Below are 23,972 nucleotides of genomic sequence, written 5' to 3' on the forward strand. Positions count from 1 at the left end.
GCCAAATTAATCTAAGGTAATTTCAAGAGCCAAACCTCTCAACTCATGAACCAATACATTGAATGATTCAGGAATGTTTGGTTTAGGAAGGTTTTCACCTTTCACGATCGCTTCATAAGCTTTCGCTCTACCGATTACGTCATCAGACTTTACAGTCAAAATCTCCTGGAGAACGTGTGATGCACCAAATGCTTCCAGTGCCCAAACTTCCATTTCTCCAAAACGCTGACCACCAAATTGCGCCTTACCACCCAGCGGCTGCTGCGTAATAAGCGAGTATGGACCAATAGAACGTGCGTGCATCTTGTCATCAACCAAGTGACCAAGTTTCAACATATAAGAAACACCTACTGTAACCGGCTGATCGAATCTGTTTCCAGAAAGACCATCATACAGGTAAGTTCTTCCATAAGCAGGAACTCCAGCCAGCTCCAATTCTGCTGCAACTTCTTCTAAAGTAGCACCATCGAAAATCGGAGTTGCGTATTTTTTGCCCATTCGCTGACCAGCCCAAGCCAATACAGTTTCGAAGATTTGTCCGATGTTCATTCGCGACGGTACCCCGAGTGGGTTCAATACGATATCCATTGGAGTTCCATCTTCTAGGAAAGGCATATCTTCGTCTCTTACGATACGCGCAACAATACCTTTGTTTCCGTGACGACCTGCCATTTTATCCCCCACTTTAAGCTTACGCTTTTTAGCGATGTAAACTTTAGCAAGCTTCACGATACCAGCCGGCAATTCATCACCTACTTCAAGTGTAAATCTGTCACGCTTGAATAGACCGGAAATCTCGTTTCTAGAATTGACGAAGTTCTTCACCAATTTCACAACCAATGAATTGGTATGTGCATCATCAGTCCAGTCATCCAAAATGATGTCTGAAATCAAGTTTGCTTCCTCAGGTACATTGTAGTTAGACTCATCTCTATAAGGATTCTTAGCAGGGAAAAGATTATTTTCAATGTTCTTCAGATTAAACTTGGTGCCTTTGGTAATGATTTCATCACCAAACTTGTGACGAACTCCCAAAGAAGTTTTGCCATCAAGAATCGTCACCAACTTGTTGATCATTCGAGCTCTAATTCCTAGGAGATCCTTGGAATATTTACCTTTCAATTTTTCAACTTCAGCTTTTGACTTTGCTCTGTTATCCTTATCCTTTTTAGGTCTAGCGAATAATTTGGTTTCGATAACCACACCGTTCAAGGATGGAGAAGCTTTCAAAGAAGCATCTTTCACGTCACCAGCTTTGTCACCAAAGATTGCTCTCAAGAGTTTCTCTTCAGGAGTTGGATCAGTTTCACCTTTTGGAGTGATTTTACCGATAATAATATCGCCTTCTTTTACTTCAGCTCCGATTCGGATAATTCCATCTTCGTCCAAGTGCTTCACAGCCTCCTCAGAGACGTTTGGAATTTCAGAAGTCAATTCTTCTTCACCACGTTTGGTATCACGAACTTCCAATTGGAATTCTTCGACGTGAATGGAAGTAAAGACATCTTCACGAACTACGCGCTCAGAGATTACGATCGCATCTTCGAAGTTATATCCTTGCCAAGGCATGTAAGCCACCTTTAGGTTTTTACCCAAAGCCAACTCCCCATTATTGGTAGAATAACCTTCTACAAGAACTTGTCCCTTCGCTACTTTTTCACCCTTCAACACCAAAGGCGTCAAATTGATCGTAGTATCCTGGTTAGTTCTTCTGAATTTAATCAGATCGTAGCTCTTATATTCATTTGTGAAATTCACCAAAAGTTCATCTGAAGTCAGATCGTATCTGATGGTGATTTTCTTAGCATCTACATATTCAACAACACCATTTGCTTCCGCGATAATCAGTGCTCTTGAGTCAATTGCAGCTTTTGCTTCCAAACCTGTACCCACGATTGGGGCTTCAGCTTTCAACAATGGAACTGCCTGACGTTGCATGTTAGAACCCATCAAGGCTCGGTTGGCATCATCATGCTCCAAGAATGGAATCAACGATGCCGCAACAGATACAATTTGATTTGGAGCAACATCCATGTAAGTAATTTCGCTTGGCTCAAGAACCGGGAAATCCCCTTCAAACCTTGCTTTTACTTTTTCATTGATGAATTTTCCAGCATCATCAAGGGGTGCATTTGCCTGAGCGATGTTATGGTTGTCTTCTTCTTCTGCGGTCAGGAACACAATGTCATCTAATTTCATCCCTACTTTGCTGTCAGCTACCTTTCTATAAGGAGTCTCAAGGAAGCCCATGGAATTTACTTTCGCATGAACACAAAGGGAAGAAATCAAACCGATGTTTGGACCTTCTGGAGTTTCGATTGTACACAGACGACCGTAGTGCGTGTAGTGAACGTCACGAACCTCAAATCCTGCTCTTTCTCTGGAAAGACCACCTGGACCCAAAGCTGAAAGTCTTCTCTTGTGAGTTAACTCTGCCAGAGGGTTAGTCTGATCCATGAATTGAGAAAGCTGGTTGGTACCGAAGAAGGAGTTGATAACCGATGAAAGTGTTCTTGCATTGATCAAATCGACTGGTTTGAAGTCTTCATTGTCACGCACGTTCATTCTTTCTCGGATTGTTCTGGCCATTCTAGCCAAACCAACACCAAACTGGCTATATAACTGCTCACCTACAGTTCTCACACGTCTGTTTGACAAGTGATCAATATCATCAACAACAGCTTTTGAGTTGATCAAACCGATCAAATATTTCACGATGGAAATAATATCCTGCTTGGTCAAAACAATTTTTTCAGGCTCGATATCGAGTCCCAGCTTTTTGTTGATTCTGTATCGTCCTACTTCACCTAGATCATATCGCTTGTCTGAGAAGAACAAACTCTGAATTACTTCACGAGCTGTAGCTTCATCAGGAGCTTCAGTATTTCTAAGCTGACGATAGATAACTTCTACCGCTTCTTTTTCAGAGTTGGAGTTATCTTTTTGTAGTGTATTATATATGATAGAGAAATCGGCCACGTTCACATCTTCTCTATGGAGAATGATGGACTTGGAACCTGAATCCAAAATCATTTCAATGTCTTCTTCAGTAAGAACGGAGTCTCGCTCAAGGAGAACTTCATTTCTATCGATAGAAACTACTTCACCAGTATCCTCATCAACAAAATCCTCTACCCAAGTTCTCAATACTCTTGCGGCTAATTTTCGACCTCCTACTTTTTTGAGAGCAGCCTTGGTTGCAGCAACCTCTTCGGATAATCCAAACAAATCCAGAATATCTTTGTCAGAACCGTAACCGATTGCTCTTAAAAGCGTGGTAACCGGAAATTTCTTTTTACGGTCGATGTAGGCATACATGACATTGTTGATGTCAGTTGCAAATTCAATCCACGAACCTTTGAATGGGATAATTCTTGCGGAGTAAAGCTTAGTACCGTTGGTATGCTTACTTTGAGCAAAGAATACTCCTGGAGAACGGTGCAATTGGGAAACAATTACTCGCTCTGCTCCATTGATTACAAAGGAACCTTTTTCGGTCATGTAAGGAAGATTTCCAAGAAACACCTCTTGCTCGATGGTTTCGAAATCCTCATTGTCCTCATCATGACAAAGAAGCCTTAATTTAGCTTTCAACGGTACAGAGTAGGTCAATCCTCTATCGATGCACTCTTCCACACTATATTTAGGTGGGTCTACTGCATAGTCGATAAATTCCAAAGTAAAATTTTCTCTGGAATCACTGATGGGGAAGTTTTCAGCGAAAACTTTGAACAACCCATCAGCCCGTCGCTTTTCCGCCGGTGTATCCAACTGAAAAAAGTCTTTGAAAGACTGCAGTTGAATATCGAGAAAGTCGGGATAGTCTTTGACCACCTTAATGGAGGAGAAACTTTTCCTTTCGGTTTGATTCTTGATAGCCAAGGTAGTGTATAGTTTATGGTGAAATTTAATATCAGAAAGTGACAATAATCACTTAGAATAATGCAATTATTAACCTGAGCATAAACAGGAAAAGACCTGACTTAGAAAGTCAGGTCTTAGGGCTAATTTCGAACCTAAGGGCGCGAAATCAGCAAATTATTTGATCTCTACTTCAGCACCAGCCTCTTCAAGAGACTTTTTCAACGCTTCGGCTTCGTCCTTAGCAATTCCTTCTTTAAGGGCTTTAGGAGCACTGTCTACAAGATCTTTTGCTTCTTTCAATCCAAGTCCGGTCAATTCTTTAACTAATTTCACTACTGCAAGCTTAGAAGCTCCAGCTGCTTTAAGGATTACGTCGAAAGAAGTTTTCTCTTCTTCAGCAGCAGCCTCGCCAGCACCAGCTCCACCACCGGCTACCATTACAGCGCCAGCAGCAGCAGGCTCAATGCCATACTGATCCTTGAGGATGTCTGTTAATTCTTTAACTTCTTTTACAGTCAAGTTTACCAACTGTTCTGCAAGTTGTGTAAGATCTGCCATTGTATTATTATTTAATTGTTTTTGAATGATTTGATAAGATTATTTTGATTCTCGCTCAGCAAGAGTCTTAAGAACACCAGTAAGGTTGTTCTGTCCTGACTGCAATGCGGATACAAGATTCTTAGCAGGAGATTGAAGCAATCCGATAAGATCGCCTAGCAATTCTTGCTTAGACTTGAGGTTAGAGAGTAACTCAAGGTTGTTTTCGCCCAGAAACACATCTGAATCGATACCTGCACCTTTGAATACTGGTCTAGTCTCTTTTTTACCTATTTTCTTTCTGAAATCCAGCAATACTTTCGCTGGAAGGTTACTAGTCTCTTTTGAGAAAATAATTCCAGAGAACCCTTTCAATGCACCACTCGCTAACTTGGAGTAGTCTGCATCCAGATTTTCAAGAGCTTTTGCGATAAGGGTGTTTTTATACACTTTGTATTCCACACCTTTTTCATAACAAGTTCTTCTGAACGCGTTCACTTGAGCTACAGAGAAACCGGAAGCATCAGTGATGTAGAAGAAAGGGTTTTCCTTTAGTTTCTCAGTCAGACTGTCGATTATAACTTTCTTTTCGTCTCTAGTCATGATTAAATACCTTGAATGCTACCCTTGTCTACAGCAATACCCGGAGACATTGTGCTTGACAAATGAATACTTTTGAAATATGTACCTTTTGATGAAGTTGGCTTCAGCTTGGAAATAGTCATGATAAGTTCTTTCACATTTTCCTCGATTTGCTCAGGGGAGAAAGATACTTTACCAATACCGGCATGGATAATTCCAAATTTGTCAACTTTAAAGTCGATTTTACCAGCTTTTACTTCTTTTACTGCTTTAGCTACATCAAGAGTAACTGTTCCTGATTTAGGATTTGGCATCAAGCCACGAGGACCTAATACTCTACCTAACCTACCTACCTTAGCCATCACGTTAGGCATAGTGATAATGACATCAATGTCAGTCCAACCGCCTTCGATCTTAGCTATGTAATCGTCCAAACCTACGTAATCTGCACCTGCTTCGGTCGCTTCTGCTGCTTTATCAGGAGTACAAAGCACCAATACTTTGATGTCTTTGCCAGTGCCATGAGGAAGTGCTACTACACCTCTTACCATTTGATCAGCCTTCCGAGGATCAACGCCCAAACGAACGTCAACATCCACGGATGCGTCAAACTTAGTCATGGTAATTTCCTTAACCAGTGAAGAAGCTGCCTCCAGGGAGTACACTTGGCTTGCGTCGTATTTAGAAAGAGCTTCTTTTTGCTTTTTTGTTAACTTAGCCATTGTTTTTTATTTATACTTCCCAAGGGGCTTTACCAGATACTGTTATACCCATGCTTCGTGCAGTACCAGCTACCATTTTCATGGCAGATTCTACTCTGAAAGCATTAAGGTCAGGCATTTTCGTCTCAGCAATCACTTTTACCTGATCCCAGGTAACTGATCCTACTTTCTTTCTATTTGGTTCTGCTGAACCGCCTTTGATTTTTGCAGCTTCCAAAAGCAGGTTTGCTGCAGGAGGAGTTTTTACTACAAATTCAAAAGACTTATCAGAAAAAACCGTAATCAGTACAGGAAGCACGGTACCCATTTTTTCTTGGGTACGAGCATTGAACTGCTTACAGAACTCCATGATGTTCAAACCCTTGGAACCAAGAGCTGGACCTACTGGAGGCGACGGATTAGCCTGGCCACCTTTCACCTGCAGTTTTACATAACCAGTGATTTCCTTAGCCATTGCTTAGTCTTGTTTTTCTACTTGTATAAAATTTAATTCGACAGGAGTATTTCGGCCGAAGATCTTAACCATAACATTAAGCTTCTTCTTTTCCTCAAATATCTCCTCAATTGTCCCGGTAAATCCACTGAAGGGTCCGTCCATTACTTTTACGGCCTCTCCAACTATAAATGGTGTGTCCTGCTTCTCGGCAAACTCATCAATCTCTTCAACCTTACCTAAAATACGGTTGATTTCTGATTGGCGTAATGGTTCAGGGGTTTTGGAAGCTCCCCCTGTGCTTGATCCAAGAAACCCGATGACACCCGGAATGCTGGTTATTACGTGATTGGCTTCACCATTGGAAAGATCTGCGTTGACCAAAACATAACCTGGAAAGAAATTTCTTTCACGAACACGCTTCTTGCCATTTCGCATTTCATATACCTTCTCAGAAGGAATAAGCACTTCAGGAATATATTCTTCGATTTTCTGTCTTTGGATTTCGTTATCCAAATAGGTTTTCGTCTTTTTTTCCTGTCCCGCTACTACCCTGAGTACGTACCACTTATGTTCAGCCATTCTGTAATGTCAATTAGAATAAATCATAAAACCATGTCATGATGTTCTCAAATCCCAAATCCACCACACCGATAAACAATGCGAAGATGAGTGATGCAACTAACACCAATACGGCACTATTTTGAAGAAATGAATATTTAGGCCAAGTGACCTTATTTTTCATTTCGTCGTATGACTCTAGGACAAAGTTTTTAAGATTCATAGTCTACTTACTTGCTGCACGGGCAGAGAGATTCGAACTCCCATCAACGGTTTTGGAGACCGCTATTCTACCATTGAACTATGCCCGTGTGAATTAACGCTCCGTAAATGGGAACGCAAAATTAGGAATAATGTCTTTAGAAACAAATGCGATCCCAAATTAATTTGGGATCGCATAGTTTACTTGAAAATAAGTATGATTAGTCTAGAATTTCGGTAACCTGACCGGCACCTACTGTTCTACCGCCTTCTCTGATTGCAAATCGAAGACCTTTTTCCAATGCTACTGCATTTAGAAGAGTAACTTCGATAGTTACGTTATCACCTGGCATAACCATTTCAACGTTTTCTGGAAGTTTGATCTCGCCAGTTACGTCAGTAGTTCTAAGGTAGAACTGTGGTCTGTATTTGTTGAAGAATGGAGTGTGACGTCCACCTTCTTCTTTTGAAAGCACATAAACTTCAGCCTTGAAGTGAGCGTGAGGCTTCACAGAGCCTGGCTTGCAAATGATCATTCCTCTTTTGATTTGAGATTTTTCAATACCTCTAAGCAATAGACCAACGTTATCACCTGCTTCACCTCTGTCAAGGATCTTACGGAACATCTCAACACCAGTAACTGTTGACTTCAAGCCTTCAGCACCCATACCGATGATGTCTACACCTTCACCAGAGTTAATTACTCCTCTTTCGATTCTACCTGTAGCTACAGTACCACGACCTGTGATCGAGAATACGTCTTCTACTGGCATCAAGAATTCTTTGTCAACTAGACGTGGAGGAATTGGAATGAAAGAATCAACTGCATTCATCAACTCCATTACAGTGTCAACCCACTTCTCTTCGCCGTTCAAAGCTCCAAGTGCAGATCCAGCGATTACTGGAATGTTGTCACCGTCAAAATCATAAAATGATAGAAGTTCTCTGATCTCCATTTCCACAAGCTCAAGAAGCTCAGGATCGTCAACCATATCAACTTTGTTCATAAATACTACAAGCTGAGGTACGCCTACCTGACGAGCCAAAAGGATGTGCTCTCTGGTCTGCGGCATTGGGCCGTCAGTTGCAGCTACTACAAGGATAGCGCCGTCCATTTGGGCAGCACCAGTTACCATGTTTTTAACGTAGTCAGCGTGACCAGGGCAATCTACGTGAGCGTAGTGTCTGTTCTCAGTTTGATATTCTACGTGCGAAGTATTAATAGTAATACCTCTTTCTTTCTCTTCAGGAGCGTTATCAATTGAAGAGAAATCTCTCAGTTCAGAAAGACCTTTTTTAGCCAATACGGTAGTGATGGCGGCAGTCAGGGTTGTTTTGCCATGGTCTACGTGTCCAATCGTACCGATGTTAACGTGCGGCTTGGAACGGTCGAAGGTTGCTTTTGCCATGCGTGAAAATCCTCAGTTTAAGTTTAAAGATATGTTTAGATAATAATTCTCTGTAATTGAGCCAACGACGGGAATTGAACCCGTGACCCCTTCCTTACCAAGGAAGTACTCTACCCCTGAGCTACGTCGGCTTTTTTGCCCTTTAATTTCCGAAGAAAATAAAGAGCGGGAGACGAGGCTCGAACCCGCGACCTGCAGCTTGGAAGGCTGCCGCTCTACCAACTGAGCTACTCCCGCTTGTAACCGGCGTGCCGGATATTTCAAAGCCCTGCAAAACTAGAAAAAAAATTTCGCATTCAGGCTACTAGGTGGGGGAAACAGGATTCGAACCTGTGAAGACATAAGTCAACGGATTTACAGTCCGTCCCAGTTGGCCGCTTTGGTATTCCCCCAACTGCGCTAAAATCTTTCAGATTTGACTCCTACCTATCTTAACGGATGGCAAAATTATAGCCTTTTGTTAAAGTATCAAAGGATGCTCTCTAAAATTGATAACTTTTTCACTGGTTATATTTCAATGTTTTAGAAATCAACTGTTTAATTTTTTCACTTGAGCGTATCCAGAAAATAATTGTAATAGTTTTTGAGTTCTTGGTCGGTTTCTTTGTCCACTAGCCGACTAATCTGAGCGATGATCTCTTGATCATCAGCGAAACTGAGAAGTGCGAGAAAAGCCCCTCGCCGAAGGTAGCTTTTCGAATTATTTTCCATCTGTGACAAAAGCTTAGCTTTGGCTGAAATTTCTCCTTCTTCAGGATAACGAGAAAAATACTCACTGAAATATCCTAAATAATAATAAAGCCCTTCCCCGGATAGCTGATCCAAACGATCCAAAAACCATTTGCCTTTACCAGCTACTCCTTGAAGGATGTAATATTCTGCCACTGGAATCGTAATTCTAAAGTTCCGGTCCGTAGCAAATCGTTCTATCACACTTAGTTCAACAGGATTTTCGGCTGCCCCAACCAAGCCCATCAAGGCCGAGCTGGCAATCAAGTAGGAAGAATCGTTGGATAATCGGAAAAACGTAGTTTGATACTTGTCAGAATCCCAGGTAGCTAATAGGTCAATGGCAGCAGCCCTAACTGAGTTTTTTGGGTCTTTCTCGGCTAAGTCATAGACCATTTCTTCCAATCCCATTATTTGTGTTCTCCACTCCGGATCATTCTGCAAATAGCCAAGAACATTCTCCCTCACTGACCAAAAATCATCTTTTAACGCTAAAGGCAAAATCTCAAGCAATTGATCCTTAGCTTCCCGAACCACTAAGCTATCCAATGCCTCATACCTTGCAACCCCAAGTGATGATTCTTTAAATTGAACAGCGTACTGGCCTGCGGAAACTTCTTGGGTCCTTCGGGCAAGTAGGTTTTTTCCTTCATCTATATACACTTGCGTGACCGGAGTTCCATTTTCCAAAGCCAACTGCTGAAATGCCCGAGTCATTTTCAAGGTTTTGGTTTTTCGCATTTCATTTTCATACCAACTGACCTCAATCGGTAGCTGAAAAAGTGGATTACTTTCCAAGTCTTGAATTTGATATGCGGAGATCAGGATATTATCGGGCTGAGAATAATCTACTTCGAAAAAGAGCTCTGGATGTCCTTTGTCCAAAAACCATTGATTGAAAAACCAATTCAAATCCTCACCGCTTACTTTTTCAAAAGCCAGCCTTAAATCGTGGACTTCTACAGATTGGAAAGCATGTTTTACTAGATATTCATTTAGCCCTTTGAAAAAAGCTTCATCACCTAGATGCTTACGAAGCATATGAAGAATGACCCCGCCTTTGTTGTAGCTGTGCGAATCAAACATGTCCTCCGAATCAGCATAATTAAATCGGATCAGATCAACCTGCTTTGTTTCAGCCTCCGCAAAGTAACCTTCCATTTCGGTAACTAACTTGAGTGCTGCTTGGTCATTTCCATATTTATGCTCATTCCAGAGGTATTCGCTATAGTTGGCAAAGGCTTCATTAAGTGTCAGATTGGCCCAGGATTCCGTAGTGACCAAGTCACCAAACCACTGGTGAAAAAGCTCATGCGCAATGATGTAGTCCCACTCAGAATCTATCGCCTCTCGCACATCCAATCTTAACTCTTCCATGAAAATGGATGCCGTGGTATTTTCCATTGCACCGGACACAAAATCCCGGACTACGATCTGATCATACTTTGGCCAAGGGAAGTTTACTCCCAATTTTTCTTCGAAAAACCCGATCATTTCCGGCGTATTTTCAAAGACTTTGGACGCTCCTTTTTCAAAGCCTTTTTCCACATAATATCCCAATGGAATATCTCTCCATTTCGCTTCTACTTTTCCAAAATTACCAATAGCAATCGCAGCTAAATAAGGCGCATGAGGCAATTTCATTTCCCAATGATCTATTCGAAGTCCATTTCCGATCTTTTCCTGTTTTATCAATTCCCCATTGCTGACAGAGATCATCGAGTCTGGAACGGTCAGTTTGAAAAGCTGAGTAAACCGCTCGTTCGGCTTGTCAATGGTAGGAAACCACTTGCTGTTGTGTTCGGTCTCTCCCTGTGTCCAAATCATGCTTGGCTTACCTGGAATCGTGTCCAAAGGGTCAATGAAATACAAGCCTTTGTTATCTGTGATCGCCTCACTACCCGAACCGGAATTTCTTTCAGGAAAGGCTGTATAGTTAATTTCTACCTCAAAAGTATCTTTGGACGTGAAAAACTCAGGCAAATAGATTCTAAGCTGTTTCTCGTCGTATCGATAATTCAATTTATTTTGATTTTCACCCTTCAAGAGAAAAATAGCACCTACTTCAAAGTCTTTGGCATCCAAAACCAACTCTTTCTGAGGATAGAAAAAGGGCACCAGTTTCAGTCTCGCTTTACCGATTACCGCTTGTCGTTTCCAATCAAACGCCAAGTCCAAATCGGTGTGGAGTAAATCAAAATCCCGCTTTGCACTAGCCTGATATCCGGAAATTAATGATTCCTTTTCCCGAATCAGTTTCAGGATTTTGAATTTGTCTTCCCCGGCTAAACTGTCAGATTCCGCTTTATTGGTAATTTCAGTTACTTGTTGGACAGCAGCCTTTTCAGTTTTACAGGAACTGACAAAAAAAACTCCCAGCGTAAAACCTAAAATTAAATAGTTGTTCAAAATTTTCTTTGGCCTAGATTGCATTTGTTTGATATTTGAGAAAAATCTAAACGAGGCAAGTTCCTCGACAGATGAATATTCACCCCAAAATAGCAGGAATGTTTTCAGTAATCCTTCAAAACACCATCCATTCAGTCGAAAAAACAGATGATTCGTTCCTTGTCAATCAAAATCCAATTGCCTGGGATTTGAAGTGGATCGGTGATCGAAATATCCATCTAATTAGAGGAAATGAATCAATTGAAGCAGAATTAATCTCTTTTGATCAAGAAACAAAAACTCTTGAAATCCGCTTGGGCCACAAGACTGCAACGCTGCTGTTGAAAGACAGATTTGATATTTTGCTGGAGCAAATGGGAATGAACGCTGCGGGATCAGGAGCCATCAAGAATATCAAAGCACCTATGCCTGGATTGATTCTGGACCTGAAAGTGAAGGCTGGTGACGAAGTCAAAAAAGGAGATGTGGTCTTAATTTTAGAAGCCATGAAAATGGAAAACATCATCAAATCTCCCGGAGATGGAATAGTCAAAGAGGTCAAAGTCTCTTTAAAACAAAGCGTTGAAAAAAATCAGGTTTTGATCCAGTTTTAAATCAAAGGATACTGACTTTTTACTTTCGGAAAATTGATTTTCGTAGCTTTTTGATCCGCTGAAGCGGATTGGATCGAATGAGCTTTTTCATTAATCCAGGGAAAAACCGATTAAATCCGATGGTAAATCGCTCAGAACCACCGACTACAAATTCATCCTTCCCTTTTTCCAAACCTTTTAAAATTCCTTTGGCACAAGTCGCAGGATCCATGCCTTCAGCTAAAGCATTCTGCATCTTTCCGCTTTGACTTCCATCACCTCGAAGTCCCACCACCGTAATGTTAGTCCGAATAAACCCAGGAATGACAATGTGAATGAACAGTCCTGATCCGTAAGTTTCGGCTCTCAGCGAATCAAAATATCCCTGCATCGCATGCTTGGAGGCGGCATATGCGGCAAGCTTTGGAACACCATATTTCCCACTGAGACTCGATGTCAAAACCAAATGAAGAGGAATATTTGCATCTCTTTTTTCCAAAAGCTTCTTAGTGATGGCCACCGGGCCCCAAAAGTTGATGTCCATGATCTTGCGCTCGACTTCCAGTTTACTTTCCACTACCAAATCTCTGACAGACATTCCTGCATTCAAAAAAACATAGTCCAAGCCTCCGTAAATGTTCCAGGCCTTTTCGGATTTTTCAGCAAGAGTAGACCGCAATTCAACATCCAATGAAAGCGACTCAATTTCTGATTCCGAATAAGCATCTTTCAATTCTTGAAGTTTGGTTTCATTACGGGCGGAAATAATGAGTTCCGCACCATTTCTTGCCAAAACATGTACGAGACCTTCCCCAATGCCTGAAGATGCTCCAATAATCCAAACCCTTTTTTGTACCCAAAAGTCCATTCAATCAATTTGTTAGCCTTACTAAGTTAACTTACAATTTTCCATTTTTAAGTTTGGGCCTAGCATTGTGAGTTGAAGAAATTATATTTGTCGGATTGCTTAGACTTTTCGGAGTCGATTCGATCAAAATTTGACAGCTAAATCCAAATAGGTCTCGGGCTTTTTTCCGAAAAAAACATTAGAAATCAACCACCAAAATAGATGAAATCGAGCATGACTCAATCCTCACAAAGAGAAATGACATCAACCCATGCGAGATTCCATTTGGCCTCAAAGAAAAAAATATAAACAAATGAAATACAAGCGCATTCTACTCAAACTCAGTGGAGAAGCCCTGATGGGTGAGAAAAACTACGGAATCGATCCTTCCCGTCTTCAGCAATACGCTGATGAAATTAAAAAAGTGAAGGCTATGGGAGTAGAAATAGCAATTGTCATCGGAGGTGGAAATATTTTTAGAGGAGTACAGGCTGAAAAATCAGGCATCGACCGAGTTCAAGGTGATTACATGGGAATGCTTGCTACCTTGATTAATGCGATGGCTTTGCAGAGTGCATTGGAGCAAAACGGAATGTTTACCCGTCTCATGTCCGGAATCAAAATCGAAAGTGTCTGCGAACCTTTTATCAGAAGACGAGCAATCCGTCACTTGGAAAAGGGAAGAATCGTAATTTTTGGTGCAGGAATTGGCAACCCGTATTTTACCACAGATTCCACAGCCGCACTGCGTGCAATTGAAATTGAAGGGGACGTTGTACTGAAAGGAACTCGGGTTGACGGTGTATACACCGCAGATCCTGAAAAGTACCCGACAGCAACAAAATACGAGCAAATTACCTTTAGCGAGGTTTATGAAAAAAACCTCAATGTGATGGACATGACTGCCTTCACACTTTGCCAGGAAAATAATCTGCCAATTATCGTTTTCGATATGAATAAGGCCGATAATCTGAGCAAACTCGTACTTGGAGAAAAAATTGGAACATTAATCACTGATAAATCCTGAATAAAATCATGGAAGAAATCGAGTTATTCTTAGACGAAGCAAAAGAACTGATGCAAAAAGCGGTGGATCATACCGCATCAGAATTGTTGAAAATCCGTGCGGGCAAAGCCATGCCCAATATGTTGGATGGTGTGATGGTCCAATATTATGGAACTCCCACACCGATCAACCAAGTATCCTCTGTCACTACCCCTGATGCAAGAACGCTTGCGATCAAACCTTTTGAAAGGAATCTTATACAAGAGATCGAAAAAGGAATCATCAATTCGGATCTTGGTCTTGCACCTCAAAACAATGGGGAAACCATTATGCTGACGATTCCCGCACTCACGGAAGAGCGTCGGATTAATTTGGTCAAGCAATCCAAGCAAGAATGTGAATCCGGCAAAATTTCCATTCGAAGTGTAAGAAAAGAGACCAATGAATCGCTTCGTAAGCTTCAAAAAGACGGTGCCCCTGAAGATGCTATTAAACGTGCTGAAGATCAGGTTCAGAAATTAACAGATCAGTATTCTGCAAGATTGGATGAGCTTCTACTGAAAAAAGAAGCAGATATCATGAAAGTCTGAGTTACAAAACCTGAGGAAGGAGCCTGGCAAATTCTAATTTGCCGGGCTTCTTGTTTTTCACCATTAAGGGAATTGAGAAAATTAAGATCCCAATACCAATAGTTTGTTTTAAAAGTCTCAAGATCGGATTGATGATTTGTATCGCAACATAAGAATTCCAATATCTTAATGTCATTAATTTCTCAATGGTTGAATTGAAAAGCAGAATCCAAGAGGTTGGAATGAGCAAAATCGAGAGATTGTTACAAGGCGCAGACAAATTCCCTGAAATTATCCCTTGATATCACATGAAATTCAGGATTATAGGCCTCAGCAAAAGACCCTGGAATTTTAATTTTTGCATTTGGATTCCATTTAAATTCAAACGCCGTAATTTTTCCATCTGCCTCTTCTAAATAGTCGATTTCTTGCTGTTGCTTCGTTCTCCAAAAATAGGTATTGCAATACTTTCTGTGATAATGGTTTCGCTTCAGCCGCTCAGTTACTAAAAAATTTTCCCACAATGCTCCGATGTCATTTCGCAATTCGATGGGATTAAAGTTTTGGATGATAGCATTGCGAATTCCATTATCATAGAAATAAATTTTTCGGTTGGTTTTAATTTCATTTCGAAGGTTTCGGCTGAAGGAGGTGAGCGGATATACAATGCATGAAAGCTCCAAAAGGTTGATGTAATTTGAAACAGTGTTTTTATCCACTCCTGTTAATAGTCCGATCTCATTGTAACTCACCTCATTTCCAACTTGAAAAGCCAATGCTTGAAGGATTTTTTCCAAGACCTCAGGCTTCTTGATATTTGCAAATGAGAGAATGTCCTTAAAAAGGTAGCTTTGAGTGATTTCATTCAGAACTGCCCGCTCCTCTCCACGATGATTGATGACTTCAGGATAAAACCCAAAAATCAGACGGGTTTCCAAATCCCGGATGGCATCCAAATACCCTACCGACTGCTCATATTCCTCATAGGAAATGGGATACAGAAAATATTCAAACTTTCTTCCTGTGAGGGGTTCATTGGTATGATTTCGAAGTTCAAAAGCAGAAGAACCGCTAAGGATCAACTGGACCTGATGGAATTGATCATGAATAATTTTTGCAGTAATTCCAATATTTTCAATTCGCTGGGCTTCGTCAATAAAAACGATTTTCGAGTTTCCTAAAATTGTCTCAATTTGTTTGGTATTGGGATTAGTCAGCTGCTGCTTGATGAGTGGATCATCCCCATCAAGAAACAAAAACTCTTGTTCATGAAGGATCTTTCTGACAAGGGTAGTTTTGCCAACTTGTCTTGCTCCGATCAGCACAATTGTTTTACCCTTGAATAACCGATCTTTGATCTTTTTACTTAAGATTCTTTCAATCATCATTTCTTCTTATTCACCAAAAGTAATGCTTTTTGGTGAATCAATTCACCATAGGTAATGCTTTTTGGTGAATTGATCAAATAAGTTTTTTAAACATTGAGGGAATTAAGAAAATTAATGACGGGGGATAAGCTTTGAAGTTTTTGCCCTTAAACTTTTACAAAACACAAAGTATCATAGAGAACAAAGAACTTTGAATTGTAATCCTATTTCATAGTCTTTGTGGCATAAACCAAATCTTTAACTTTTACTTCTATGATAAATCCAAAAGCGAAAAGTGTTGCAATGCCTTTTTGAAAACCACGTAGTCACATAGAAATCATAGAGTAAAACCTTTTTCCACTAAAGCTCCTTTTCTCAGTGGACTCCGTGGTGAAAAATCTTTGTGCACCTTCGCATCCTTTGCGGCAAAATATAAATGGTAAAATCTTCCTGCATTTCAGCCTTCTCATTAATCAAAATTCACATTGATAAAGGTCGCGACTCCGAATAGTGGCCCACTTCTAAGGTACTTCCCATTTTCAAAGGCAACTCCCAATTCCAGCCTGAAAATCCGAAAGAGGTTATCTAATGAATACCCTATCTCAGTATAATGAGGAGAATTTTCAGTCTTGAGGTAATTGACAAAGATATTCTCACGCACTCCGGAGAAGCGTAGCATCGGTAACTGAGTCAGCAAGAATTTCCTAAATTGATAATGTGCAATTCCTGAAATGTAATTGGAATTGGTGCTGTACTTGTAATAGTCCATAAATCGGTAATTCGAAGCCGGGCCGAAATTGGAGAAGATTGTTCGATTGCCTCCAAAATGCTTGAAATCCTGGAAAAAGACGCGATCGTTGTTCAAGAAGGTTCCTGCTGTCACATTGAAGTCCAACTTGCCACTGACGCCGAAACGCACATCATGTTTCACACCCAATTCAAGCAGATCAAACTTGGAAGAGTTTTCATTGGTAATTAAGTTGGGAAGAGCTTTTTGATACAGGAGTGTAATAAGCGGCGATCGCTCGTAATTCGGGGATTTTCTTCCATTTCGAATTGAATAGGTCAGGCCTGGTCTCCACTCTATCGCTGTATTTAACTTTGCGATTCGGTGTCTTTGAAAAGCATTGGCACCAGCCTCTACATTTTCAGGTCTGTTGGATGTATATTCTCTTTCAGGTTTGTTGTAGTAGGAGTAGTCTGAATTGTTAAACAGTTCCCTTCGCTCCGCAAAAAGAAAATTCACCCGATAAGTCAGCCCATAATTCACCCGGTGCGACCAATAGGCACGGGCAAAATCCTGCTCATACAGCTTCATGAAATTTCTGCGAATAAGTAAGGAATAAGCAGCATTCACCTGCTCCTGAATTGGATCTTCTGGATTGAATTGATAGATAAATCGACCTCCCTCAATGCCCCAGGTTTGGCCCGAACTTGGTTGGGTATGGGACCATCGTAAATTTACTTTTCCATAAAATCGATTGCTTGCAAATCCATAGCGAAGTTCCGGTTCGATGTTGAAACTTTTACGTTCCCGATTGACGCTATCAGCCAGCTTAACTTCAGAATATTTTCGGTAATACATTGCCAAACCTACCTTCCAGCCCTCCACGGTGTTGAAGGACATCTTCGTCCAATTTTGTCGGAAGCCAAGCGAAACTCCCTTTCCAAAATTGTAGCTAGATCCATTCATGAAATCCAGCGGCTTAAACTTACTTCGCGCTTTTTTTGCAACAGAATCCACGTCGCTCATTTTAGCGGTTTCTACTATCGCAAGACTATCATCTCGTTTGTATCCTTCGATTTCTTTTAAAGTAAGCGGAACCGGACGAATGCTGTCCCAATAACTCAATCCACGTTTTTTGGCCAAAGAATCCACACTGTAATATCGCTCAGAAACCACATCTTTTTTTTCCTCGACCTGCTGTTCTTTCAAGGACTCTTTTTCATATTCGTTGATGAGCTTTCGATATTCTTTTCGCGTTTTTGGCTCTTCACTTGCCAGTTGTTCCAACGCGGAAATTGACTTGTCGAATTTTTTTAAGTCCTGAGGAATTTCTTGGACTTTTTCATCAATAATCTCTGGCACATAAACTAAATCCGGGTTAAGCTTTATCTCATATTCCCGAGTAGAGGCCAAGTATTTGAATTCCCCCTCGAAACCAAAAATCTTTCCTCCAAACGTATAAGTATGCGTTAGCGGCATCCAGACATTATCCGCAACAGGAGCATATTGTTGTTTAGCACCGATCTGAAAGCCCAAAAGTGAAGTCTTTAAATCCAGACTATGTATGGCCCAAAGCCCTTCAATAATATAAATATGCCCTTCAAAAACTCGCTCTCCCCTTGACCTTGGGGTCACTCTGATTTTGCTGACCATTACATCCTGATCAAAAAAGCTTCCCTCGTATTTGAATTGATAATAGTTGAATGCATAGCGGGAGAGCGGAGATACGATCTCATTGATCTGATCTTGGTAAAAAGAAGTTTGGATATATGGAGCCGGTGAGGTTCCTTGATTATCTCCATTCGTTCGGATAGATATAACTTTCTCCTCAACCTTATTAGGGAGTGTGAAAGTTATCCTTGAAACTGACTCGGAAGTATAGGCCTCATTAAGCTTCAGACCTTCTTTTTCCAAGGTCTTTTTCATGAAAAAAGGCGCATCCGTCAACTGTCCGGTTCCTTTCAGATAGACCGTCATGGCATATTGTTGAAGCTGAAGCCGGTGGTATTTGGCTTTGGAAATGGCCTTTCGCATGATGGTCAAGGCAGGGTCTTCCGCACCAGCCCTGACCTCTACTGTACTTAGTGTGTAGATTTGGGGTTCTAAGGTAAAATTCAATTCAACCCAACCTGTCTGAATTTCTACAGTTTGCAAAACTGATTTGTACCCTAGAAACTGAACAATAACATCATACAATCCGGGTTTCAACCTGAATTCATAATTGCCATTTTCGTTGGTTGGCACACCATCTTCGAGATTTCTGATATAAACTGAAGCATAAGCAAGCGCTTCCCCTTCCGAAGTAGAGACTTTACCCCTGATCCCTTGAGCATTGGAAATAGCGGGATTCAAAAAAGTAAGTAGTATTATATAAAGAATAGAGACTTTTAATCCTGTTTGCATATAATCGAAATAACAACTCCCAAATATAGAGATGCGAAAAGTAACGGAGAGGTTGTCATGGTTGTTTTAAGATGATTTAGCATCGCAGGAAAATGAGGATGAGCGATAGGATTTCTTTTTCAATACAAACACCCCACCCTTAAATTACTTTGCATTCTAAAAGGTTAAAGAATCAAAAATAATCCGATTGTAAACAGACTTCTTTAAAAATATTCAATATGTTGAATATGAGCCGCAAACAAACTTTTATAAAAATGGTTTAATTTTCATTTTTTTAATAAAAAGTGATTTTTTTAAGTATCTCCAAATGGAAAACGTTTTCCATTGATTTTTCTTTAATCTTTGATATTTTTTATTGCATATTCACTAAATAATGATTTGTTCTATTGAAAATAAATTTTTAGAAGTGAGAAGTGGGCTTTCGTTAAAAATTGCAAAATCAAAAATTACAATTCACCTTAGATTCGAAATACAAGTACTCATACCTATTTCGATTTTTCTTAAAACAAAAAACCCTATGAGAAATTATTTACCAAAACTCAAGACATTGATGCTTGCGTTTGCGCTGTCACTCGGTGCAACCCTCGCAGCCAATGCCCAAAGTCGCACCATCACAGGTACAGTCATGGATGCAAGACTTGGAGACCCTGTTCCGGGCGCCACGGTGATTGTCAAAGGCACCACCCGTGGTACTGCAACTGATCTGGATGGTAGGTTTACCTTACCTCTTCAGGCAGATGATCAAATCCTCGTGATTTCCTTCGTTGGATACCTTGCGCAGGAAGTTGAGATCGGCAACCAAGCTAACATCACAATCAATCTTCAGGAGGATATCCAAAGCCTCCAAGAAGCTGTGGTGATTGGCTATGGTTCACAAGACAAGAAAGAAATTACCTCTGCTGTAGTAGGTGTAAAACCAGAGGACTTCAACCGAGGTAACGTATCCAACCCGGCACAATTACTTCAGGGTAAAGTAGCTGGTCTTTCTATTACCCGACCAGGAGGAAACCCTAACGCCGGCTTCAATATCAGATTGAGAGGTTTATCAACATTTGGTGCCAACTCTTCCCCACTGATTGTATTGGATGGTGTCATTGGCGCTTCCCTTGACAACGTAGACCCGAATGACATTCAGTCAATCGATGTATTGAAGGATGGATCTGCTGCCGCTATTTATGGAGCGAGAGGTTCTTCAGGTGTAATTCTTATCACTACTACCAAGCAGGGTAGCCGCGAAGGCTCGACTAACGTGACTGTCAATTCTTTCGCAACGTTGGATCAGGCAACTAACTTGATTCCAATCCTATCAGCAGAAGAATTTGTGGCTAGAGGTGGAAATGATTTTGGCAGCAACACCGATTGGAGAAATGAATTAATTTCTGATGCATTATCCTATACAACCAATGCGAGTATATCAGGCAGCTTTGGAAACTCCAACTATATGGCTTCTGTCAACTATCGGGATAACAATGGTATCGTAAAGGGCGTTGGTAATGAAAGATTAAACACCAGATTAAACTTCTCCCAGGGTGCATTGAACAACAGGTTAAGATTTAATCTTAATTTGAACTTTACCAATGTTGATCAAGAACGTATTAATGATGCCGCATTTAGATATGCGACAATTTACAATCCAACTGCCCCAGTTTTTGAAAATACCGAACTTGCTCAAAATAGATTTGGTGGATACTTCCAGAGAGATTTGTTTGATTTCTTTAACCCAGTGGCACTTGCTAGACAGCAAAAGTTTGTAAGAGAAACAAAAACAGCTTTAACTTCTTACCGAGTTGAATTTGACATTCTTCCAAATCTGACTGCAACAGCTCAGTATTCTCAGGATAGAAGAAATGAATTGGATGGGAACTTTTGGTCATTACAGGATTTCCAAGTTGGACTTGGTGCTACAGGTTCTGCTGAAAGAAGAACATTTGACCGAAAGCAGCGAATCTTTGAAACAACATTAAGATACGAAACTGATCTGTCAGACAAATTGAACATGACTCTATTGGGTGGAGCTGGTTTGCAGTACACCACAAATCAAGGATTCAATGCCCGTGTAAGACAGTATTTGTTCGACTTGGGATGGAATAATCTTGGAGCAGGAGCAATCAGATTAGGTAACAATACTGATGTTTCTTCTTTTGCAAATGAAGATCAATTGAATTCTCTATTTGGTAGAGCGAATTTCAACTGGGACAATATGTTCTTCTTCTCCGCATCAGTTAGAGCTGAGACTTATTCAGGATTTGGAGCAAACCAACAAACCGGTGTTTTCCCTGCAGCATCCATTGGAGCTGATTTCACACAGATTTTTGACATGGGAGTCTTCTCTCAATTCAAGCCAAGAGTTTCCTTCGGGGTGACAGGTAATCTTCCTCCTTCTCCGACTTTGGCCTTGGGTGTGTTCGGCAACGGAAATAGAATTGATCTAGATGGTGATCCATTGACTCAAAATGACATCTTTGTCGGAATCAATCAATTCTCCAATCCAAATAGAGAATTGAAATGGGAAACCAAAGAAGAATTAAACTTTGGTGTTGATTTTGGATTATTCAACAATAAAGTAACCGGTAGCGTAGATTATTATACCAGAAATATTTCTGACTTGCTATTCCTCGTACCAGTAGCAACTGGTGCTCCTAACCCATTTGATCCGGGAAGATTCAACACTGCATCTTCTACTTGGGTAAACTTGGCGGATTTGAGAGCAGCAGGTTTTGAATTTGCAGTGGGTGTTAATCAAATTGGTAAAGGAATGCTGAAATGGTCCCCTATGTTTAATTTCACGATTTATGACAAAACTACTATACAAAGCTTATCAGCAGGTGAACTTGGTTTTGAAGAATTGAGATTTGCAACCCCAGGATCTCCTGGTCAAAACAACAACCCAATCATCTACAACCGAGTAGGTCAGAATTTGGGTGATATTTATGGGCCAAGATTGAATGGGTTGACTGAAAGAGGAGAGTACATCCTTTCTACTACAGATCCAAACGAATTCGAAAAGCTGGGCAACGGTTTACCAAAAGGAGAATTTGGTTTCACAAACAGCTTCATGTACGGACAGTGGAGTTTAAACTTCTTCATCCGTGGAGCTTGGGGCCATGATCTTTACAACTCTTACAGAGGTTTCTATGAAAACGGTGACACTCCTTCCAATACTTGGAACTCAGTGGTTACAAGCAAAACACCGACAAATCCTTTGGTAACTTCTTCTCCTACAATGAACAGTTCGTTTGTGGAAGACGCATCGTTTATCCGTTTGGATAATGCCGAGATTGGTTACAATGTGAGAACCAAATCTCCAAATTTGAGTTCTGTAAGAGTGTACTTCGCTGCACAGAACTTATTCACGATTACAAATTATACTGGTATCGATCCTGAAGTAAGAACAAACGATTTGGAAAATAATAATCCATTTACGTCTGCACTATCTCCGGGTATTGAGCGTAGAAATACGTATTTCCAGACGCGTTCACTCACATTGGGTGTAACAGTAAATTTTAAATAACCAATCAAATTCTACAGATATGTTAAAATCTATAAGTAAAATCTGTTTGATGCTCCCATTGGTTTATGCATTGGGCGCATGTCAGGAGCTTGAGCAAGAGGTGTTGGACGGGGTGACAGCTGAGGATATTGCAAACAGCAAAAATCCGAATTTGATTAACGTCCTCAAAGCCTCTGCTTATGCTAGAATAGTAGGTTCTTGGGGAGGACACAATAGTATTTGGTCCATCCAAGAAGTTTCATCCGACGAAATGTCAATCCCTCAAAAAGGAGCTGACTGGGAAGATGGAGGTCAATGGATAAGAATGCACAGACACACATGGAATCCTGAAGAAGAATCTTTCAATAACTCATGGAACTATTGCTTCACGGCAGTCGGAGAAATAAACAACTTGATCACCGCTTATCCTGATGTCCTTGCATTGAATGCAGAATTGAGAGTTTTGAGAGCCTTGGTCTACCTCTGGTTACTTGACTCGTTTGGAAACGTCCCTATCGTTGACGAAAATTCAACCGGAGGAAATCCAACTAACAGTACTAGAGCGGAAGTCTTCGCATTTATTGAAAAGTCAATCAAGGATAATCTTGCACTCTTGCCTGCAAAATCATCCAAGACCACTATCAATCAAATTTCAGCTCAGGCTATTTTGGCGAAGTTGTATTTGAATGCTCAGATCTACACCGGAACTCCAAAATGGGCGGAGGCTGAAGCTGCTGCAGACCTTGTGATCAACAGTGGAGAGTATTCATTGACTTCAAACTTCTTCGCCAACTTTAGCGAAAGAAATGGTGGTTCGACAGAGAATATCCTTACGCTTCCATATGATCAAAATAATGCGCAAGGATTTAACCTCCCACAAATGACACTTCATTACTCCAGTCAGGCTACTTACAACTTGCAGGATCAACCATGGAATGGCTATGCATCATTGGAAGAGTTTTACAATTCCTTTGATGATAATGATGTTAGAAAAAATTCTTTCTTGGTAGGCCCACAATTCGCCTCTGATGGAACCAGGCTAATCGATATTTCAGCAGAACCAAACGATCCGGATGGCCCACCACTTACCTTCACGCCAAACATTAATATGCTTGCTCCAAATGCCTTTAGACAGGCAGGGGCTCGAGTTGGTAAATTTGAGTTTGCTTTAGGAGCTGCTAACAGTTTGAACAACGACTACCCACTTATTCGTTTGGGTGAGATTTTCTTAATCAAAGGTGAAGCGGCATTCCGTCAGGGAAAGACTGCAGTGGCATTAACCGCTATTAATCGTGTCAGAACTCGTGCAGGTATGCCAGCTTACACTACTATTACACTTGATGAACTCTTCAATGAAAGAGGTAGAGAGATGTTTGCAGAGGCTAACAGAAGAACAGATATGATTCGATTCGGAAAATGGAATCAGCCTTGGTGGGAGAAGCCAGCTTCCCAACCATTCAGAGCACTATTCCCAATCCCTACTAACCAGATCAACGCAAACCCTGCCTTGAAACAAAATCCTGGTTATTAATTGAACCTGAATT

Annotated in this window: 17 protein-coding genes and 4 tRNA genes; 5 read left to right on the forward strand and 16 right to left on the reverse strand. The window is 40.8% G+C overall.

Translation table 11 applies throughout. The features are described from left to right. Positions 1–6 precede the first annotated feature (6 nt). The 13 genes from rpoB to ACK4HU_RS11055 form a co-directional block, all read right to left on the reverse strand. A complete protein-coding gene (gene rpoB / locus ACK4HU_RS10995) occupies positions 7–3,882 on the reverse strand; it encodes a DNA-directed RNA polymerase subunit beta (protein WP_409806697.1) in 3,876 nt (1,291 codons plus the stop codon). 156 nt (positions 3,883–4,038) lie between these two features. Beyond that, positions 4,039–4,422, reverse strand: coding sequence for a 50S ribosomal protein L7/L12 (gene rplL, locus ACK4HU_RS11000; RefSeq protein ID WP_409806699.1), 384 nt, complete (start codon positions 4,420–4,422; stop codon positions 4,039–4,041). Positions 4,423–4,461: 39 nt separating this feature from the next. Then, entirely contained in the window at positions 4,462–5,004 is a 543-nt protein-coding gene (gene rplJ, locus ACK4HU_RS11005; RefSeq protein ID WP_409806701.1) for a 50S ribosomal protein L10, read from the reverse strand. A gap of 2 nt (positions 5,005–5,006) precedes the next feature. Continuing rightward, positions 5,007–5,705: a 50S ribosomal protein L1 gene (gene rplA / locus ACK4HU_RS11010; RefSeq protein ID WP_409806703.1), complete on the reverse strand. Its 699-nt coding sequence runs from the start codon at positions 5,703–5,705 to the stop codon at positions 5,007–5,009. A gap of 10 nt (positions 5,706–5,715) precedes the next feature. Continuing rightward, entirely contained in the window at positions 5,716–6,159 is a 444-nt protein-coding gene (rplK, locus tag ACK4HU_RS11015) for a 50S ribosomal protein L11 (RefSeq protein ID WP_409806705.1), read from the reverse strand. A 3-nt stretch (positions 6,160–6,162) separates the two neighbouring features. Then, positions 6,163–6,720, reverse strand: a complete 558-nt coding sequence (nusG, locus tag ACK4HU_RS11020) for a transcription termination/antitermination protein NusG (protein ID WP_409806707.1) — start codon at positions 6,718–6,720, stop codon at positions 6,163–6,165. Positions 6,721–6,733: 13 nt separating this feature from the next. Beyond that, positions 6,734–6,922, reverse strand: coding sequence for a preprotein translocase subunit SecE (gene secE, locus ACK4HU_RS11025; RefSeq protein ID WP_008203051.1), 189 nt, complete (start codon positions 6,920–6,922; stop codon positions 6,734–6,736). A gap of 17 nt (positions 6,923–6,939) precedes the next feature. Further along, a tRNA-Trp gene (locus ACK4HU_RS11030) sits at positions 6,940–7,010 on the reverse strand. A 111-nt stretch (positions 7,011–7,121) separates the two neighbouring features. Continuing rightward, complete coding sequence (gene tuf / locus ACK4HU_RS11035; protein ID WP_409806708.1) at positions 7,122–8,309, reverse strand: elongation factor Tu; 1,188 nt, start codon at positions 8,307–8,309, stop codon at positions 7,122–7,124. A 59-nt stretch (positions 8,310–8,368) separates the two neighbouring features. After that, positions 8,369–8,440: transfer RNA gene (locus ACK4HU_RS11040), tRNA-Thr, on the reverse strand. Between the two features lie 33 nt (positions 8,441–8,473). Next, positions 8,474–8,546 (reverse strand) — tRNA-Gly (locus ACK4HU_RS11045). A gap of 72 nt (positions 8,547–8,618) precedes the next feature. Continuing rightward, positions 8,619–8,701, reverse strand: a tRNA-Tyr gene (locus tag ACK4HU_RS11050). Between the two features lie 154 nt (positions 8,702–8,855). After that, entirely contained in the window at positions 8,856–11,447 is a 2,592-nt protein-coding gene (locus tag ACK4HU_RS11055) for a M1 family aminopeptidase (RefSeq protein WP_409806710.1), read from the reverse strand. A gap of 98 nt (positions 11,448–11,545) precedes the next feature. Between ACK4HU_RS11055 and ACK4HU_RS11060 the strand changes: the two genes are divergently transcribed. Further along, positions 11,546–12,040, forward strand: coding sequence for an acetyl-CoA carboxylase biotin carboxyl carrier protein subunit (locus tag ACK4HU_RS11060; protein WP_409806712.1), 495 nt, complete (start codon positions 11,546–11,548; stop codon positions 12,038–12,040). Positions 12,041–12,059: 19 nt separating this feature from the next. On the opposite strand, the gene ACK4HU_RS11065 is transcribed toward ACK4HU_RS11060, so the two are convergent. Beyond that, positions 12,060–12,887, reverse strand: coding sequence for an SDR family NAD(P)-dependent oxidoreductase (locus ACK4HU_RS11065; RefSeq protein WP_409806714.1), 828 nt, complete (start codon positions 12,885–12,887; stop codon positions 12,060–12,062). A 292-nt stretch (positions 12,888–13,179) separates the two neighbouring features. On the opposite strand from ACK4HU_RS11065, the gene pyrH reads away from it, so the two are divergent. Beyond that, a complete protein-coding gene (gene pyrH / locus ACK4HU_RS11070; RefSeq protein WP_409806716.1) occupies positions 13,180–13,893 on the forward strand; it encodes a UMP kinase in 714 nt (237 codons plus the stop codon). A gap of 8 nt (positions 13,894–13,901) precedes the next feature. After that, the gene (gene frr, locus ACK4HU_RS11075; protein WP_409806718.1) at positions 13,902–14,462 is read left to right on the forward strand and encodes a ribosome recycling factor; all 561 of its coding nucleotides are present in this window, start codon (positions 13,902–13,904) and stop codon (positions 14,460–14,462) included. 242 nt (positions 14,463–14,704) lie between these two features. Here frr and ACK4HU_RS11080 read toward each other — a convergent pair whose 3' ends face one another. Further along, positions 14,705–15,829 carry an ATP-binding protein gene (locus tag ACK4HU_RS11080; protein WP_409806719.1) on the reverse strand — a complete coding sequence of 375 codons (1,125 nt, stop codon included), beginning with the start codon at positions 15,827–15,829 and terminating at the stop codon, positions 14,705–14,707. Positions 15,830–16,277: 448 nt separating this feature from the next. Further along, positions 16,278–18,938, reverse strand: coding sequence for a DUF5686 and carboxypeptidase regulatory-like domain-containing protein (locus ACK4HU_RS11085; protein ID WP_409806721.1), 2,661 nt, complete (start codon positions 18,936–18,938; stop codon positions 16,278–16,280). A gap of 517 nt (positions 18,939–19,455) precedes the next feature. Here ACK4HU_RS11085 and ACK4HU_RS11090 point away from each other — a divergent pair. Continuing rightward, positions 19,456–22,449 (forward strand): SusC/RagA family TonB-linked outer membrane protein, encoded by a 2,994-nt coding sequence (locus ACK4HU_RS11090; protein ID WP_409806722.1) that lies wholly within the window; start codon positions 19,456–19,458, stop codon positions 22,447–22,449. A 19-nt stretch (positions 22,450–22,468) separates the two neighbouring features. After that, on the forward strand, positions 22,469–23,959 hold the full coding sequence (locus tag ACK4HU_RS11095) for a RagB/SusD family nutrient uptake outer membrane protein (RefSeq protein WP_409806723.1): 1,491 nt from the start codon (positions 22,469–22,471) through the stop codon (positions 23,957–23,959). Positions 23,960–23,972 lie beyond the last annotated feature (13 nt).

The organism is Algoriphagus sp. (assembly GCF_046296635.1).
Taxonomy (GTDB): Bacteria; Bacteroidota; Bacteroidia; order Cytophagales; family Cyclobacteriaceae; genus Algoriphagus.